The sequence below is a fragment of the Natronospira proteinivora genome, from assembly GCF_024170465.1.
Lineage (GTDB): Bacteria > Pseudomonadota > Gammaproteobacteria > Natronospirales > Natronospiraceae > Natronospira > Natronospira proteinivora.
Genome location: NZ_JALJYF010000002.1, coordinates 466,126 through 481,403, shown reverse-complemented (window position 1 = coordinate 481,403; position 15,278 = coordinate 466,126). Strand labels below are relative to the sequence as shown.

General features: G+C 55.5%; 12 protein-coding genes. 11 read left to right on the top strand and 1 reads right to left on the bottom strand.

The genetic code is table 11. The features are described from left to right. Nucleotides 1–108 precede the first annotated feature (108 nt). The 11 genes from J2T60_RS09400 (at nucleotide 109) to J2T60_RS09350 (ending at nucleotide 14,584) form a co-directional block, all read left to right on the top strand. Nucleotides 109–2,124 carry a hypothetical protein gene (locus J2T60_RS09400; RefSeq protein WP_253448922.1) on the top strand — a complete coding sequence of 672 codons (2,016 nt, stop codon included), beginning with the start codon at nucleotides 109–111 and terminating at the stop codon, nucleotides 2,122–2,124. Then, nucleotides 2,117–3,004, top strand: a complete 888-nt coding sequence (locus J2T60_RS09395) for an endonuclease/exonuclease/phosphatase family protein (protein ID WP_253448919.1) — start codon at nucleotides 2,117–2,119, stop codon at nucleotides 3,002–3,004. Before J2T60_RS09400 ends, J2T60_RS09395 begins: the two co-directional genes overlap by 8 nt. Nucleotides 3,005–3,281: 277 nt before the next feature. Then, entirely contained in the window at nucleotides 3,282–6,374 is a 3,093-nt protein-coding gene (locus J2T60_RS09390) for a PEP/pyruvate-binding domain-containing protein (protein WP_253448916.1), read from the top strand. Between the two features lie 34 nt (nucleotides 6,375–6,408). Continuing rightward, nucleotides 6,409–7,053, top strand: a complete 645-nt coding sequence (locus tag J2T60_RS09385) for a class I SAM-dependent methyltransferase (protein WP_253448913.1) — start codon at nucleotides 6,409–6,411, stop codon at nucleotides 7,051–7,053. Between the two features lie 30 nt (nucleotides 7,054–7,083). Further along, on the top strand, nucleotides 7,084–7,713 hold the full coding sequence (locus J2T60_RS09380; RefSeq protein ID WP_253448910.1) for a gamma-glutamyl-gamma-aminobutyrate hydrolase family protein: 630 nt from the start codon (nucleotides 7,084–7,086) through the stop codon (nucleotides 7,711–7,713). Between the two features lie 2 nt (nucleotides 7,714–7,715). Beyond that, the gene (locus J2T60_RS09375; protein WP_253448907.1) at nucleotides 7,716–8,492 is read left to right on the top strand and encodes a phosphocholine cytidylyltransferase family protein; all 777 of its coding nucleotides are present in this window, start codon (nucleotides 7,716–7,718) and stop codon (nucleotides 8,490–8,492) included. A 178-nt stretch (nucleotides 8,493–8,670) separates the two neighbouring features. Beyond that, nucleotides 8,671–10,077, top strand: a complete 1,407-nt coding sequence (locus J2T60_RS09370) for a hypothetical protein (RefSeq protein WP_253448904.1) — start codon at nucleotides 8,671–8,673, stop codon at nucleotides 10,075–10,077. Nucleotides 10,078–10,182: 105 nt separating this feature from the next. Beyond that, nucleotides 10,183–11,319 carry a non-hydrolyzing UDP-N-acetylglucosamine 2-epimerase gene (gene wecB, locus J2T60_RS09365; RefSeq protein ID WP_253448901.1) on the top strand — a complete coding sequence of 379 codons (1,137 nt, stop codon included), beginning with the start codon at nucleotides 10,183–10,185 and terminating at the stop codon, nucleotides 11,317–11,319. Continuing rightward, on the top strand, nucleotides 11,309–12,556 hold the full coding sequence (wecC, locus tag J2T60_RS09360; RefSeq protein WP_253448898.1) for a UDP-N-acetyl-D-mannosamine dehydrogenase: 1,248 nt from the start codon (nucleotides 11,309–11,311) through the stop codon (nucleotides 12,554–12,556). The genes wecB and wecC overlap by 11 nt, the downstream gene beginning before the upstream one ends. Before the next feature lie 121 nt (nucleotides 12,557–12,677). Continuing rightward, complete coding sequence (locus J2T60_RS09355; protein WP_253448895.1) at nucleotides 12,678–13,745, top strand: type IV toxin-antitoxin system AbiEi family antitoxin; 1,068 nt, start codon at nucleotides 12,678–12,680, stop codon at nucleotides 13,743–13,745. Next, nucleotides 13,742–14,584: a nucleotidyl transferase AbiEii/AbiGii toxin family protein gene (locus tag J2T60_RS09350; protein WP_253448892.1), complete on the top strand. Its 843-nt coding sequence runs from the start codon at nucleotides 13,742–13,744 to the stop codon at nucleotides 14,582–14,584. The genes J2T60_RS09355 and J2T60_RS09350 overlap by 4 nt, the downstream gene beginning before the upstream one ends. A gap of 131 nt (nucleotides 14,585–14,715) precedes the next feature. Here J2T60_RS09350 and J2T60_RS09345 read toward each other — a convergent pair whose 3' ends face one another. Next, nucleotides 14,716–14,955 (bottom strand): helix-turn-helix domain-containing protein, encoded by a 240-nt coding sequence (locus J2T60_RS09345; RefSeq protein WP_253448889.1) that lies wholly within the window; start codon nucleotides 14,953–14,955, stop codon nucleotides 14,716–14,718. Nucleotides 14,956–15,278 lie beyond the last annotated feature (323 nt).

The window sequence follows — 15,278 nt, the reverse complement described above, 5'->3', positions numbered from 1 at the left end:
AGTTTTCGTGCCTGGAATGATAGCGCTAGCTATAGCTGGATGCTCTTGAGTCCGGCCGCCTAAGCTGTGATTCCAGGCTTTTGATTTAGTAATCATGGGCGGCGAAATATGTGGAAGAACTACCGGCATGCTGCAGATAGCGGCGATTGGATTAAAGCTTTAGATATAATTGAGCGAATCGCTGCTCTTGAGAGACCTGCAGTAAGCGAGCGCGTGTATCGCGCGCTTATTTTGGCGAGCTTTAAGAATAATAGGAAAGCGCTGTCAACGCTTTATGCTTATGAGTATCTTTCCGAGTACTTTGTCAGCCCAAAGGCGTGGCGATTTATTGGTGACCTTGGTCCCGCGTTTGAGTCGATGAGATGGAGTGAAATGTTATTTTATCGACTTGAGGATTGTGATGATTGTTATGAACGAATGAAAAGAAAGTTCATGCTAACGCATGTCGGTGGTCACGTAAATAGCGTTGAAAGTGTTGATCAAGTCGCAAGTGAGTTGTTACGTGCAGTTCTGATGCCTGGTCAATCCAAGCACGCCTCCGGGTTATTGGTTCCATTTTCGACGATATATGGCTGGTCACGCGCAATCGAAGCGATCTTGAAGATAGCCGTTTCCAGTGATGTTCCGACGCGCGCATTTGTTCTAGAAGAGTTAACGGCAGCATTTACCAAGGATAGATATATGCGTCGAGAGTCGACTCGAGCCGAGGCGCGGTATTGCGCGAATCTGCTTATCAAAGAATGGTCTAGCATAGAGCTTTATTCAAAATGCCCGAAAGATCCTCTTATTTTGCTCAAATTGGATTCATTCTCTGGTCGTGGACGGTATTTGAGTGCATTAAAGACATATATTAATAGTGCGGGTTCGGCAGTATCGCCGTCAGTTTTGCGTGAGTATGTGAAAATCTCCTATAAAGCAAAGCGATATGACGAGGTGGGTGGGGTTGTAAACGAATATTATTCGTCTATTTCGAAAGATGCAGAGATTTTACGGTATGAAAAAAAAGCATTTAACATGCTAAAAAGAATTTCTCAAGGTGAGAGGATTCTTTTTGAGTGCAAATCTATAACGAGTAGCAATCTACCTAAATTAGCAGAGATTATTTGTGATAATTCATCTTTGTCGTCTGATGAAAAAGAAATTATCTTCGAAATATTCTGCAAGATAAGAGACCCGGCGGACTGTGTGGGACGGTGCTCTAGTCTTTCGGCAACCTATCCTCGTATTTGGCTTACTTCAGGATTTCATTATTCGGGAGCTGGGGCAATAGCAGATTACTTAGAGGCTCATACGAACGCATTCCGGTTTCCGAAAGACTGTCTATGGATCAGTGGGGCGCGAACGGATCTTATTGGCGTAATTAATGCTAGTAAAAGCAGCGAGAGAGAATGGATCGAAACTCTGGCTCGGTTTATTTCGTCCAATTATCTCGGGATTCCATTTGGAACTAAGCGGCCTGATGCGGTTAGTGGGGTAGTGGATGAAGTGTCGGATGTCCGCGCTCGATGTCGGATTTTGAATGAATTGAAAGCGTTGTTCTTGGGGTTGGCGAAAGGAAGGGATCAAGGGGTGCGCCAGGCTCCTATTCAACTAGGTCCAGTAATCGCTGCAATGGCCGACTCGCTTGGTCGAAAACCAAGCGTCCCTATACTTCTCGATAGCGTAATCCGAGCTTGGGATGCCTGCCTTATTCGTAATTTTTCTGGATCGAAGATGTGCGTGTCCTTTAGAGACCCCAGAGATGTGTACATTACTAGGCGTGATGAAGGCAAAGGAAAGGTTGAGGCTGGAGAGTTTATTAGTGATTATTTGGAGAAAACTGAAAAATTTGAGCGATCCGTCGTTGATTGTGAATTAACAAAAGCAGTACAAACTGTTCAGTTTGAACAGTTTGTGCAGGACAGCAAAGAGCGGAGGCGTTTGCTTCTTTGGGTTACTGGTGGTCAGGAGCCTCTCTCGCAGGCGGGCCCCAAGTTTAACCCGAGAGATTCAATGAAGAATGTTGGGTTGTATAAACAAAGCGACCTGAGGGATGACATCGTGGTGGCTATAGAAGGTGATGGAAGATTGTCAAGCTATCTGCAGGGGCAGTCTGTGAGTGAGGAGGGTTCTACTCATGGCTGAATCTACTACGGTTCGGGTGCTTAGCTTTAGTGCAATGTCTGCTCCCTCGCATATGCTGGATAAGGGCTATCTGAGCGGGTTGCCGCAAGATGTTGGTTGGCAAGTGAGGATCGAATTGATCAGCGCGATTATACTGGCTGGTAATTATGATTTTGTGAATTTGCAGCACTTCGGGTGCGCAGAAGCAGCCGCGTTGGAAAACCTTGCGCGTGCGACAGGCCTTGAGCTCTGGCCAAATTCAGCAGCACTTTGCGCGAACGAGCGCGGAGATGGGGTGCCAATAATGTACAACCCAGAAAAATGGCACCCGGAGCTTGATCGAGACCCGGTGGTTAATTTCAAGACGGACTCTACTGGAGTGTCGGGTTCGGGCGGTACTCTGTTCGTCCATGGTCGATTTTCGGACGCAAGTGAAAGTATGCATGTAAACGTTTTGAATTTCCGGTTGAGAAATTCAAATGCAGCCAGCGCTAGGCGATATCGAGAGCTTACCGGCATCGAAATGATTGATTATGTGTGTGACAAGGTTGAAGGCTCAGAGGTGGTAATTATGGGGGGTGATACGAATTGTAAGCCGTTTAGTGATCCGGAGTGGAGTGCAGTGCTAGACCTAGCGTCAGAAAAGATGTCAACACGCGGAATCGATAGTAGTGATGAATGGATTGCGAATAACAGGAAGGGTCGCTGGTTGACGCAGCACAATTTCTTCCATGATGGATACGGTAGAGGCATTGGCGCAAATACGAGGGCGGTTCTCGTCGGTCGCGGAGAAATAAATCAGGTTTGTGAGCTTGGATTTCGTGTTGGATCTGCGTTTCCTTCCTATCACTATCCTGTGGAGTTTGAGTTTATGCTAGGTGATTCAAGGCGTATTAAATAACTAGCTTGGCCGTTGCCGGAGATCTATACAAGTGTTAGCAGATGATTGGCTTGTCTATATTGTAAGCCGCGCTGGGCCTCGGCAGCAGGGTATTCGCTTTTCATTACAGATTGAGCGGCGCGCATAGTCAGGAGTTTAGCGTAGTAAAGTCGCTGGAGCCTATTGTGTCTCCGGCTAGAATCGGCTCTTTTGCGTTGTCCACATAATGGGGCCGCTTACGGCATGATCGGCTAGTTTTAGATAATTGAAGATTGTCTATATATAGGATACCGAGAGTATGGCAGGTGTTAAGCGCGTCCCGTCGGAGCACAATGACTCCCCGAAGCTGGTCGTCCTCGGCGCGGGCCGCCCATTCCGTGGACAGCAGCATACGGCGCTGCGCGGAACAACCGGCGAGGGCCGTGTTCTTGATTGGCTCCTTCAGGCGGTCAGCGACCTAAAACCCGAGATCCACTTTGTTGGTGGTTATCAGGTTGAGGAAGTGGCCCGCCGATATCCGGACTTCCACTACGTGGTGAATCCAGAGTGGGAGGAAACGGGGGCGGCCGCCTCTTTGTTGGAAGCGGCATTATCAGGCGTGGTCGATCATTACGTGTCCTATGCCGATATTCTATTTCATGACTCTGTCGTGCGGGAAATGCGGCAAGTTGACGCCGATATAGTTGTTGGCGCGGATACGCATTGGCGCAAGCGTTTCGAAGGTCGGACTGAAGAAGATATTGCTCGCTGCGAGAAGTTGAACCTGCATGAGGGGACGGTTACCCGCCTGGGTGCCGATATTGACCCGGAATTTGCCGATGCCGAGTTCATCGGCCTGGTGCGTTTCTCGCCGCGCGTGGTTGCCTTCCTGAAAGATCAGGCAAGAACTCTGGCTGGCCGCATGCGGCGTGCCAAGCTCTCGCAGCTCGTGGAGTTTCTCCGGACCCGGGGCTTTAGTGTGCGCGCTGTGGATGTGGCCGGCGATTGGGCAGAGCTCAATGAGAGTCGGGACCTTGCCCACTTCGTGCTCGGCACCAAGGCCCAGACACTTTACCGCCTCCAGGGCCTTGTCAAGAAGAGCCGCATTGAGGATCAGGTCACCTTCACGGTCGCCCAGTGGCAGGCCGATACGACCGAGGTGATTCGCCGCGTGGCCGCGGCTTTTGATGGAAAGCCGCTGGTGGTTCGAAGTAGTGCACTCTCTGAAGATGGTTTTTCTTCTGCCAATGCCGGTGCCTATACCAGTGTGCTGCATGTGGATAGCAGTGATGCAGTCGCCCTACGCCAGGCGATTGAAGAAGTCGTGGCTTCCTATCCGGACGGCAACCCGGCCAACCAGGTGCTGGTCCAGCCCATGGTGGCCGATGTGCGGGCGAGTGGGGTGGCCTTCACCCGGACGCTTGCCTATGGCGCCCCCTATTATGTGATCAACTACGATGATGTGACTCGGAGTACCGAGTCCATCACCAGTGGGGCCAGCAAGGAACACAAGACCCTGGTGATCTACCGGGGGGCGGAGCTGGATCCGGAACGTATTCCGGAATCGGTGCGTGGCTTGCCGGCCGCCCTGCGCGAGATCGAGCGTCTGCTGGAATACGATTCGCTTGATATCGAATTCGCCATCAGTTCGGCAGGTGAAGTGCATATCCTCCAAGTGCGCCCCATTGCCGTGGATCATGAGCAGTGGGAAGTGTCGGATGGCGATGTAGCTGCATTGATTGAGACCGGTAGGAATCGTTTTCAGGCGCTACAGACACCTTCGCCATTCACTGTTGGTCGTCGCGCGTTCTTTGGTGTCATGCCCGATTGGAATCCTGCTGAGATTATTGGTACTAAGCCGGGCCGCTTGGCTATGGGCCTATACCGATATTTGATTATGGATGAGGTCTGGGCCACGCAGCGGGCTGAGTACGGATATCGTGATGTTCGGCCACACCCTCTACTGGTTGCTTTTGCAGGTCACCCTTATGTGGATATCCGTGCGAGTTTCAATTCCTTTGTTCCGGCTAAACTGGATGATGAGCTAGCTGGCCGACTGGTAGATTTCTACCTGGAATGGCTGGAAGCGAATCCGCATCTCCATGACAAGGTCGAATTTGATGTAGTACCCACCTGTTATGGGCTGAATTTTGAGCGCTGGGAACGTCGGCTGGTCGATGAGGGTGGGTTCAGCTCTGAGGAGGTTGCCCAGCTCCGCGATGCCCTCAAAGGTATTACGCGCGACGCGCTTGGACGTAATGCCCATGATCTGGCGTCTGTGGATACGTTGGAGTCTCGTTTCGACCGGATCATGGCGGCTGACATCCCGGCGCTGGAACGGGTTGTCGTACTCTTGGAGGACTGCCAGCGTTATGGAACACTGGCCTTTTCGCACCTTGCCCGCAGTGCCTTCGTCGCTGTGACATTATTGAAAACAGCGGTTGAAACCGAAGTGATGGACAAGGCGGCGATGGATGCCTTCCTCAATTCCATCCGTACGGTCACGCATCGATTTACCCATGATGCCGCCGCGACCGCCGAAGGTGAGATGAGCTGGGAGGCCTTCGTCGCCCGTTATGGCCATCTGCGCCCCGGCACCTACGACATTACCTCCCCCAGTTATCTTGAAGACCCAGAGCATTACCTGCGCCCGATCGTGGAGCGTGCCAAAGGCCAGATGCCGGAACAGGCCGATACCAGTGCCTGGGATGCGGCCCGGAGCGCATTCGGCAAAGCTGTCTCTGAGGTAGGCCTTTCCGATGACATTGATGCGGTGGAACGGTTCATGCGGGAGGCGATTGAAGGGCGGGAGTATGCGAAGTTTGTGTTTACTCGCAACCTGTCCGCTGCACTCGATTGCCTGGCGGAATTTGGTGAAAGCCACGGCCTCGATCGTGAAGAAATCTCCAATGTGCCGCTGGATGCCTTTTTCGGCCTACGCACCGGCAGCGTGGTGACCTCGGATATTGCCCAGTGGTTGAAGGATCGTGCCTATGCTGGCCATCGCCTGAGACACATGGCAAGCGTGATTGAGCTCCCACCTCTGCTGCTTGATGCGGGCGACTTTGACGTATTCATGTATCCGGGAAACCAGCCCAACTTCATCGGTGGTGGCCGAATCACGGCTGATTGTGTCGATCTCGCCGAGACGGGGAGCCGGGAAGCACCCAAGCTGTCAGGCAAGATTGCCATGATCCCCCAGGCGGACCCAGGTTATGATTGGCTCTTCGGTCAGGGTATCGCTGGGCTGATAACCATGTATGGGGGTGCTAACTCCCACATGGCCATTCGGGCGGCCGAGTTTGGTCTGCCAGCGGCTATTGGCGTGGGTGAGACGAAATACGCCCAGCTTTCCGGCGCGCAGGTATTGGAGCTGGATGCGGGTAATAGAAAAATACAGGTTCTCCGATAGCTGGCGAACCTATTTGACGACCAGAGGGCCTCGAATGGAAAAGTGGTACCCCAAAAAAATCCTCGCCGGCGAGTTTGCCGAGAAGTACAACAAGACTACGATTGACTTCATTGAGAAGCACAGTGGCTTGATGAATGTTCCGGATAAGGGGGTTCTTCGCTTTGCCGAAATTGGTATATGGAAGGGTGGTACTTCATTCCAGTTGGCCCGCCTTCTAGGCAAGAAGGGCGAGTTGTTCCTTTTTGATTATGAGGATAACGTTGACTATGTCGCGGAGAACCTGAAGAAAGAGGGCTATAAGAAAGTCCGACGGTTTGGTTCCACTCAGCGATTCCTTGATTCCTATAACTGGCCTCTCGGTAAGCTTATGGATCAATTTTCCTATCCCATATTTGACTATGTCTATTTGGATGGGGCTCACACCTGGGCGGTTGATGCTTTGACCTTTTTCCTTGCGGATCGACTACTGAAACCTGGCGGTTATTTTGATTTTGATGATTATGGCTGGCGGCTTCGTGGTTCCAGCCTTGATCCGGAAAAGATATCCGCCACGGCCGATATGTATACTGACGAGCAAATTGAAGCGCGACAGGTAGAGATGATCGTAGAGCGTCTGGTTCGACGCTCTGGACGATATACCGAACTCGTCAAGAATAAAATTTTTCGAAAGGAGGCCTAAGGTGTCTTCTCCGATTTATGGCGGTAACACGTGAGAATTGGTGTCTCCCAACGAGTTGAAGTAATCGATAGATACGGCGAACGCCGTGACTGCCTCGATCAGGCCTGGTTTCGCCTGCTGGAATCCCTGGGTCTCGTGCCTGTCCCGCTGCCCAATAGCCTTGAGCACCCGAGCGCTTATCTGGCGGATCTGGGTCTGGATGGGTTTATCTTGAGCGGTGGCAATGATCTGGCACATTTGCCTAACGTCAGTCGGTCGGCGCCGGAGCGGGATCGCACCGAGGCAGCCGTTCTGGAGTTCTCCCGGGCACAAAACCTGCCCGTGCTCGGGGTCTGCCGTGGCATGCAGATGATGAATCATTTCCTGGGTGGCCGTCTCCAGCCTGTACAAGGCCATGTGGCCACCCGGCACGTGGTGGTGCCCGAAGGGGGTGACCCCCTTTTTGAGGCCTACCGTGAAGTGAACAGTTTTCACGATTGGGCGGTTCCCTCAGATGGGCTTGGCCAGGAGCTGAAGGCCCGAGCCCGTGCCGATGATGGTACCGTCGAGGCCGCCGTTCATACCTCACTCCCCTGGCTTGCCATCATGTGGCACCCTGAGCGGGAGACGCCTTTCCTTGATGCCGACACGCAACTTATCTCGCAACTATTCTGGAACTGATTATGAAAGCCATTATTCTTGCCGCGGGGCAGGGCACCCGCCTTCGTCCCTACACGGAAGATAAGCCCAAGTGCATGGTCCTGCTCGCTGGCCGGCCAATGCTGCATCGGCAGATTGATGTGCTGCGCCGCAACGGGGTGGAAGATATTTCGCTGGTTGGCGGGTATCGCGCAGAGTGCCTGGAAGCCCCGGATGTGGCGGTGATCACCAACCCACGCTTTGATCAAACCAATATGGTTGCGACCCTGTTCTGTGCCGCCGATCAGATGACGCCTGGGAATGGTTTGCTCATCAGCTATGGGGATATCGTCTTCGAGGATCGCGTCCTACAGGCCGTGTTGGAAGGTGAAGGGGAGATCGTTCTGGGCGCCGATCGCGAGTGGCGCCGGCTTTGGGAAACCCGGATGGATGATCCGCTCTCCGATGCCGAAACCTTTAAGATGAGAGATGGTAATCGCGTCACCGAGCTCGGCAAGGAGCCGACCTCCTATGACGATGCCCAGGCCCAGTACATGGGTTTGATCAAGATTCGCGGCGACCGGGTGAAGGATTTTGTCACGGCGTATCAGGGCATGGATCGGAATGCCGAGTATGACGGCAAGGACTTCGACAACATGTATATGACCAGTTTTATCCAGCATCTGATCGATGCCGGATGGGACACGCGTGCGGCTCTGGTCGAAAATGGCTGGCTGGAGGTGGATACTGCCTCCGAGCTTGAGGTTTATGAGGAAATGCAGGCTGACGGCAAATTGGAGGCATTTTGCCGTCTGGATTAGGGCTGCTTCTGTGCATGAGGGTTTCAAGCTTCGTAAGTCACTTGATCACCTGAAGGCGTAGTAAGAGGTCGTAAGGGAATGTGGCCATTGCCCGGAGAGCGGCATGAAGATAGAGAGGATGCTGGCAAAGGTCTCCCGACTCAAGCGCAGTCGAGCCTATGGTGAGGCACTGCAGGTCTTGAAGGATGCTGAGGCGGCCTATCCCCGGGCCTTGGAAGTCAAATCCCAGTTGCTTGATCTCCGTATGAAAGCCGGCATGGTGCTGGATGCCGGGGAGGTTCGCGGTCTGCTTGAGTTGATTGAGCTCGGCGATCCCGATACTGAGAGAGACCGGATTTTTCGGGCTGTGCGGCGGCTGGTGAAGCTCAAATCCAGTTTATCGGCACGGAAAGACGGCCTGAGCTGGGGAGGTGATGATGAAGGCCCTTCCCCTGAAGTTCTAAGCCGTTCTATTCAGCACGCCATGGCGCGTGTGACTGTTACTACGGAGGTGGGTGACTCGTTGGCTGCCTTTCCCCTGGATTCCAGGTTCCGTGAGGCCGCCCTTGATCTTGCTGCAAAGGCTTTGCGCGTTCGGGCCGTGGATCCGAATGTTGCTGCACTGATGCTTGAAGCCTTCGAGCGGCTGGTGAGCATCTCCACTGGTTCTGTTCGGGAGGGAGAGGGGGCTCGGGGTTCTGTTGGCCTGGATGCTGCTCCACGACGCAACAAGGTGACGGTGTCCGGGATGGGATGGTCCGGGGCGAGCGCAGTCTATGATTTTTTCTGTGATCAGGATGATGTGATTCCCGTGGGAGGTGGCTTCAGGCCGTTTACCGGCAACTGGAGCATCGCGCCTATATTCGAGCATTGTTCACAAGCCGACGAATGTGCCCGCGCCTTGATTCTGTTTCTGCTGCAGAAATACTTCGGGGTTTGGCCTGCCGACAATGCGCCGATGCACCGGATGTATGAGCAGTTCCTGAGGGAAGAGTCCGGCGAGAAACTTTGGGAAGCTTTTCTGTACTCATGTCGGCAGTTCGAGAGATTGATTGCAGAAGCGTACCGCGAGGGCCAAGGCGTTGATGAGATCGGCTTGAGAAATACCTTTGGCGGCGCGCTTGATTTCTATGCCCAGTCCTACGGCGAAGGCCAGTTGTACCTGTTTGATCAGCTGCTCAAATTCGGCAGTCAAGGTTTTGAGGGGTTGGGGTACATGGAAGGCTTCGATATGGTCTGCGTTGTCCGCGACCCCCGTGATGTGTATGCCACCCTGAAAATGAACGCCTCCGCGCCGCCTGTGGAGCGGTTTGCCAGCCGCTATGCGAGTCAGCGGCGAATGCTGGATAAGGCAATCGGCGCCCAGGTACCGGGTAACGAGCGAATAACGGTGGTGGGCTTCGAGGCCTTTGTCTTGAATGAGGGCCTGCGCCAGCGCTTGGCAGAAAAGCTTGGTTTGTCCGGAGGTATTCGGATGGAAGGCAGTCAATTCAAGCCGGAGGAGTCCTCTGAAAATATCGGTGTGTATCGCCAGATTTTAAATGAAGATGAGCGTCGCTTTATCGAAGGGCAGCTTAGCCCTTTTTTGGAGGGTCCTGCTATCTGATTGGCCCGGTTCGGCCAATCGTGGGGCCTGAATCGGTATAATCGACTGCTTTGTCATGCTTTTGGACTGCGCCGGATGACTCAGACCCTCTCAGGAAGGAGCCACATGGAAGCGCCCCTTAAGATTCTCACTGTGTTTGGTACTCGCCCGGAGGCCATCAAAATGGCGCCGCTGGTCAAGGCGCTGGCTGATGCGCCGGAGATTGAAGCGCGGGTGTGTGTGACCGGGCAGCACCGGGAAATGCTGGATCAGGTGCTGGCCCTGTTCGGGATTGAGCCGGATTTTGATCTGGGGATCATGCAGGGTGGGCAGGATCTGACGGATATTACCGCCGGGGTGCTGACCGGGCTTCGTGATGTGCTGGCGGAGTGGCGGCCGGATCGGGTACTGGTCCATGGGGACACCACCACCACCCTGGCGGCCAGTCTGGCGTCTTATTACGCCCAGGTGCCCGTGGGGCATGTGGAGGCCGGGCTGCGGACGGGGGATATCTATTCGCCCTGGCCGGAGGAGATCAATCGCAAGTTGACGGGTGGGATTGCGGATCTGCATTTTGCCCCCACTGAGCGGGCCCGGGAGTCCTTGCTGCGGGAAGGGGTGCCCAGTAATGCCGTTCAGGTGACGGGCAATACCGTCATCGATGCCTTGCTGCGGATGGCGGCCCGGATTGAGCAGGAGCCGGATCTGGCCGAGTCGCTGGCGGCGCGTTTTCCCTTTCTGGACCCCTCGCGTCGGCTGATATTGGTGACGGGGCATCGGCGGGAGAGCTTCGGGGCCGGTTTTGATCGGATATGCGAGGCCCTGGCCGAGCTTTCCGAGCGGCCGGATGTGCAAATTGTGTATCCTGTGCATCTCAACCCCCGGGTGCAGAAGCCGGTGCGCGAGACCCTGAGTGGCCGGGAGAATGTGCATCTCATTGAGCCCCAGGATTATCTGCCCTTTGTCTTTCTCATGACCCGGGCATCCCTCATAATTACCGATTCTGGTGGTGTCCAGGAAGAGGCGCCCTCGCTGGGCCGGCCGGTGCTGGTGATGCGGGAGCAGACCGAGCGGCCGGAGGCCCTTGAGGCCGGCACCGTGCAGCTGGTGGGGACCAGCCGCCAGCGGATCGTGGATGCGGCCGCGACACTCCTTGACGACCCGGATGCCTATAATCGAATGCGTCGGGCGCACAACCCTTATGGCGATGGTGCCGCCTGCCCGAGAATTATTCAGGGAGTACTTGCCAGACATGGCTATTGAGCGGATTGCGGTTGTCGGCCTGGGCTATATTGGCCTGCCGACAGCGGCCGTTATCGCCTCGCGCGGCATCGAGGTGGTGGGCGTGGATGTTTTGCCCTCGGTGGTGGAGACCATCAATGCCGGCGGCATTCATATCGTGGAGCCGGATCTGGACATGGCTGTGCGTAGCGCGGTGTCGGGCGGCAAGCTGCGCGCCCATACGGCCCCCCAGCCGGCGGATGCCTTTCTGATTGCCGTGCCCACGCCCTTTGATGGTGCCCACCAGCCGGATCTTTCCTTCATCCAGTCTGCCGCCCGAAATGTGGCGGGCGTGCTCAAGGCCGGGGATGTGGTGATTCTGGAATCCACCTCACCGGTGGGCACCACGGAAAAACTCAGCCAGTGGCTGGCCGAGGCCCGCCCGGATCTGACCTTCCCCCACCAGAAAGGCGAGTTCTCGGATATCCGCATCGCCCATTGCCCCGAGCGGGTGCTGCCCGGCCAGGTACTGCGGGAGCTGGTGGACAATGACCGGGTGATCGGCGGCATGACCTATGCCTGCTCCCAGGCCGCGGCCCGGGTTTACAAGCATTTCGTCAAGGGCGAGCTGGTGCGCACCAATGCCCGCACGGCGGAGATGTGCAAGCTGGTGGAGAACAGTTTCCGGGATGTGAATATTGCCTTCGCCAATGAGCTCTCGCTGATCTGTGACCATCATGACATTGATGTCTGGGAGCTGATCGCTCTGGCGAACCGCCATCCCCGGGTCAATATCCTGCAGCCGGGTACCGGGGTGGGTGGGCACTGTATTGCGGTGGACCCCTGGTTCATCGTCTCCCAGGATCCCAAAACCGCCCGCCTGATCCGCACCGCCCGGGAAGTCAATGAAATGAAACCCGACTGGTGTGTGGAGCGGATTCGCCAGAAGCTCGAGGGGCTCGAGCAGCCGGTGGTGGCCTGCCTGGGCTTGTCCTTCAAGCCCAATGTGGATGATTTCCGGGAAAGCCCCGCCGTGCGGGTGGTGGAGCGCCTGGCGCAGTCGTCAAATGCCCGGATTCTGGTGGTGGAGCCCCATGCGGATGCCCTGCCACCCTCCCTCAGTGATTACCCCCAGGTGGCCCTGGTGAACCTGGATACTGCCCTGGCCCAGGCCGACCTCACCGCCGTCCTGGTCCGCCACGATGCCCTCTACGAAGGCCTGGAAGGCCGCCAGATCGAATTCGGCAAGGTCCTGGATTTCGTGAATCTCTTTGGGTGATTGTTTAAGGGCTCTATCTCCCGCCGAGGCGCTGAAGGGGCAGGGCGGTAAAGTATATGGCGGGGTGTTCAATATTATGCTATGTTCAATTTTATTGAACAGCGTTTTTTATTGAACAGTCATGGACCAGCCGACAAAATTTTCGCTCATTGAGACGGCCCGGCAGGTGTTGGCGCAGCAGGCCGGCGTCCGAACAGATGAGCCTAAAACAGATCGTCGTTTCAACGGCATTACTCGCCCGAGAGACGGTATTGAGGCCTTTCTCGATCTGCGTTTCCCGGAGAAAGGGCCCGACATCCAGTATGCGGTGCTGGTCCGCCGTCAGGTGACTGCGGCGGTGGCCCGGAATGTCGCAGCGGTTGCCCAGCGGCTACCTGTACCGGGCCCCTACCTTCTGGTGGCCGAACGGATCGATGCTGAGGCCCTCGCCAGCCTGAAAACGCTCGGTATTCAGTATGTGGACGGCATTGGCAATGTCTATCTGCGTTCAACCGAGCCCTATGTTCATATCCGCCTTTCGGGCAAGCATGTTGCCAAGTCTCGGCCAGCGAAGGTCGTCCGGGCCTTTCAGCCCGCTGGCCTGAAAGTGATCTTCACGCTGTTGAGTCTGTATTCCCAGCGAAATAGCAGCTATCGGACCCTGGCCCGTTACTCCGGGGTTGCACTGGGTACCGTTGCCGGCACCATCGAGGATCTCGAGCGACTGGGGTACTGTCGGTCCCGAAAGGGGGGCCGGATTTTTGACCCCGACAGAGAAGATGAGCTGCTTGATCGTTGGGTCGAGGGGTATCTCCAGAAGTTGCGGCCGAGACTGGGTGGGCAGCGATTCCGCGCTCACGACCCGGACTGGTGGCGCAGTTTTGAGCTGGCTGATTTCAGGGCCCATGATCTCTGGTTGGGAGGCGAACCGGCCGCTTCTGTGCTCACCCAGTATCTTCGTCCCGGGCGCGTTACGGTTTACGGTCGACCGAAGCTGAATGAGCTGGCCCGGCGTCTGAGATTGAGCCGCGATGACGAAGGTGAGCTTGAGTTGTTGCAACCGTTCTGGGATTTCGATAAAGCCGATGCTGTAAAAGAATACGGTGGCAAGCGCTTGGTTCCGCCTCTTCTTGTTTACGCGGATCTGGTCGGTACCGGCGACGCGCGGTGCCTGGATGCAGCCGGTTTGATTCGGGAGCAGTTCCTGTGAGCTTGCATACGACTGTCGATGAGGAACTTCTGGAATCGCTGCGACAGTTCTCAAGGGCAGCAGAATTGGCAACCGTGCCCTGGCTTATTGTGGGGGCCACCGCCCGATGTCTTTTGCTCGAAAGCGTCTATCAATGGCCGAAAGGACGGGCTACGGAGGATACCGATTTTGCAGTCTGGGTCGAGGACTGGGCTCATTTCGACAGGCTGTGCCAGGCATGTGCCGACACCCGTCATTTTGAGGCACTGGCAAGACCGCCTAAACGATTTCGTGCGGTCAATGGCCGGTATTTCGATCTGCTTCCCTATGGCGGGGTTGAAGGGCCGGGGAACCAGGTGCTGTGGCCACCTCATGGTGACTCGGTGATGACCGTTCGAGGTTTTCGCGGTGCGGCCAAGGCAGCCTACCGGGTTACGGTGAATGATGAACTGGAAGTGCCCGTTGCGAGCCCGGCCGGGCTGTTGGCATTGAAGCTGTTCGCATGGGAAGAGCGGGGCCACCAGCAACCGGGGCGGGATGCCGAGGATATTGCGTATCTCATTGAGCATGCGGAAAGAATCGCCAATGTGGATGAGATATACGACCGGTATCCGGATCTCGCTGCTTTTCATGACTATGATCTTCACCTTGCAGCTATATCGGTTCTTGGATGGCAAGCCGGTGAGATTCTGGCGAGCGATGATCGGACTTTCTTGCTGGATTTTCTGGGGCATGAAATAGATCAAGATGGGGACTCAAGACTCGTTGCTGATGTCCATCGATACATGCGCTCGCCAATACAGCGGATACCCACTGTCCTCGCGGCCCTGTGGGAGGGGCTAGTCAGGGCGGAGATTTAATGAAAATGATGCGTCTGCCCATGATCTTGGTGATCCGGGAAAGGCTGGGGGTTTCGCCGTATTCATTCTGCGCGGGTCGTAGGCGAAGCTCTGGTTTCAGTTCTGGGCCTCGCTCAGCAGGCCTGCCACGATCATGTCCGCTCCCGTGTGTGCAGTGTCAGTTCCAGGCCCAGGCCGGTGAGAATCTGCAGAGTCTTGCCGAGCTGGGCGGTGGGCTTGCCCCGTTCCAGCTCGGCGAGGAACCGGGTACCCACGCCACAGGCCATGGCGGCATCCGCCTGCGTCAGGCCCAGTTGGCGCCGACGCTGGCGGATGCCGGCACCCAGCATTGCTACATCATGAATAATCCCGTTCGGGATTATTTTGTCCATTATCGGAATCTCCAGCCTAAATCTTCCCGTCCGGGATTATTATAGCCTGGATTGCCGTGGAAGGAAGAATTTATTCCCGAACGGGAGTATTTTCATTTTCCAAAGGTGTAGGGCTTGTCCCCTGCTGAGGCGCGGAGGGTGGCAGGAAATTCAAGGGCGGAAAGGATGGGATCGCGCTAAGACGCGAAGGCGCTAAGAAGTCAAAACCTTTCAGTTCTTTTTTCTGGTTTCTTGGCGCCTTAGCGTCTTGGCGCGAGATCGGTTTTCGTTGTTTCCTGCCCAGCCGGGGAGGGTGTTTGGCGAAAATTTTCCCCTTAGTCAGT

Excerpts from the sequence above, each read along its gene's own strand:
- J2T60_RS09375 (WP_253448907.1), top strand. The coding sequence starts at position 7,716 with ATGAAAGCCATTATTCTTGCCGCGGGGCAGGGCACCCGCCTTCGTCCC.
- J2T60_RS09355 (WP_253448895.1), top strand. The coding sequence starts at position 12,678 with ATGGACCAGCCGACAAAATTTTCGCTCATTGAGACGGCCCGGCAGGTG.
- J2T60_RS09400 (WP_253448922.1), top strand. The coding sequence starts at position 109 with ATGTGGAAGAACTACCGGCATGCTGCAGATAGCGGCGATTGGATTAAA.
- J2T60_RS09345 (WP_253448889.1), bottom strand. The coding sequence starts at position 14,955 with ATGGACAAAATAATCCCGAACGGGATTATTCATGATGTAGCAATGCTG.
- wecC (WP_253448898.1), top strand. The coding sequence starts at position 11,309 with ATGGCTATTGAGCGGATTGCGGTTGTCGGCCTGGGCTATATTGGCCTG.
- J2T60_RS09385 (WP_253448913.1), top strand. The coding sequence starts at position 6,409 with ATGGAAAAGTGGTACCCCAAAAAAATCCTCGCCGGCGAGTTTGCCGAG.
- J2T60_RS09390 (WP_253448916.1), top strand. The coding sequence starts at position 3,282 with ATGGCAGGTGTTAAGCGCGTCCCGTCGGAGCACAATGACTCCCCGAAG.
- J2T60_RS09395 (WP_253448919.1), top strand. The coding sequence starts at position 2,117 with ATGGCTGAATCTACTACGGTTCGGGTGCTTAGCTTTAGTGCAATGTCT.
- wecB (WP_253448901.1), top strand. The coding sequence starts at position 10,183 with ATGGAAGCGCCCCTTAAGATTCTCACTGTGTTTGGTACTCGCCCGGAG.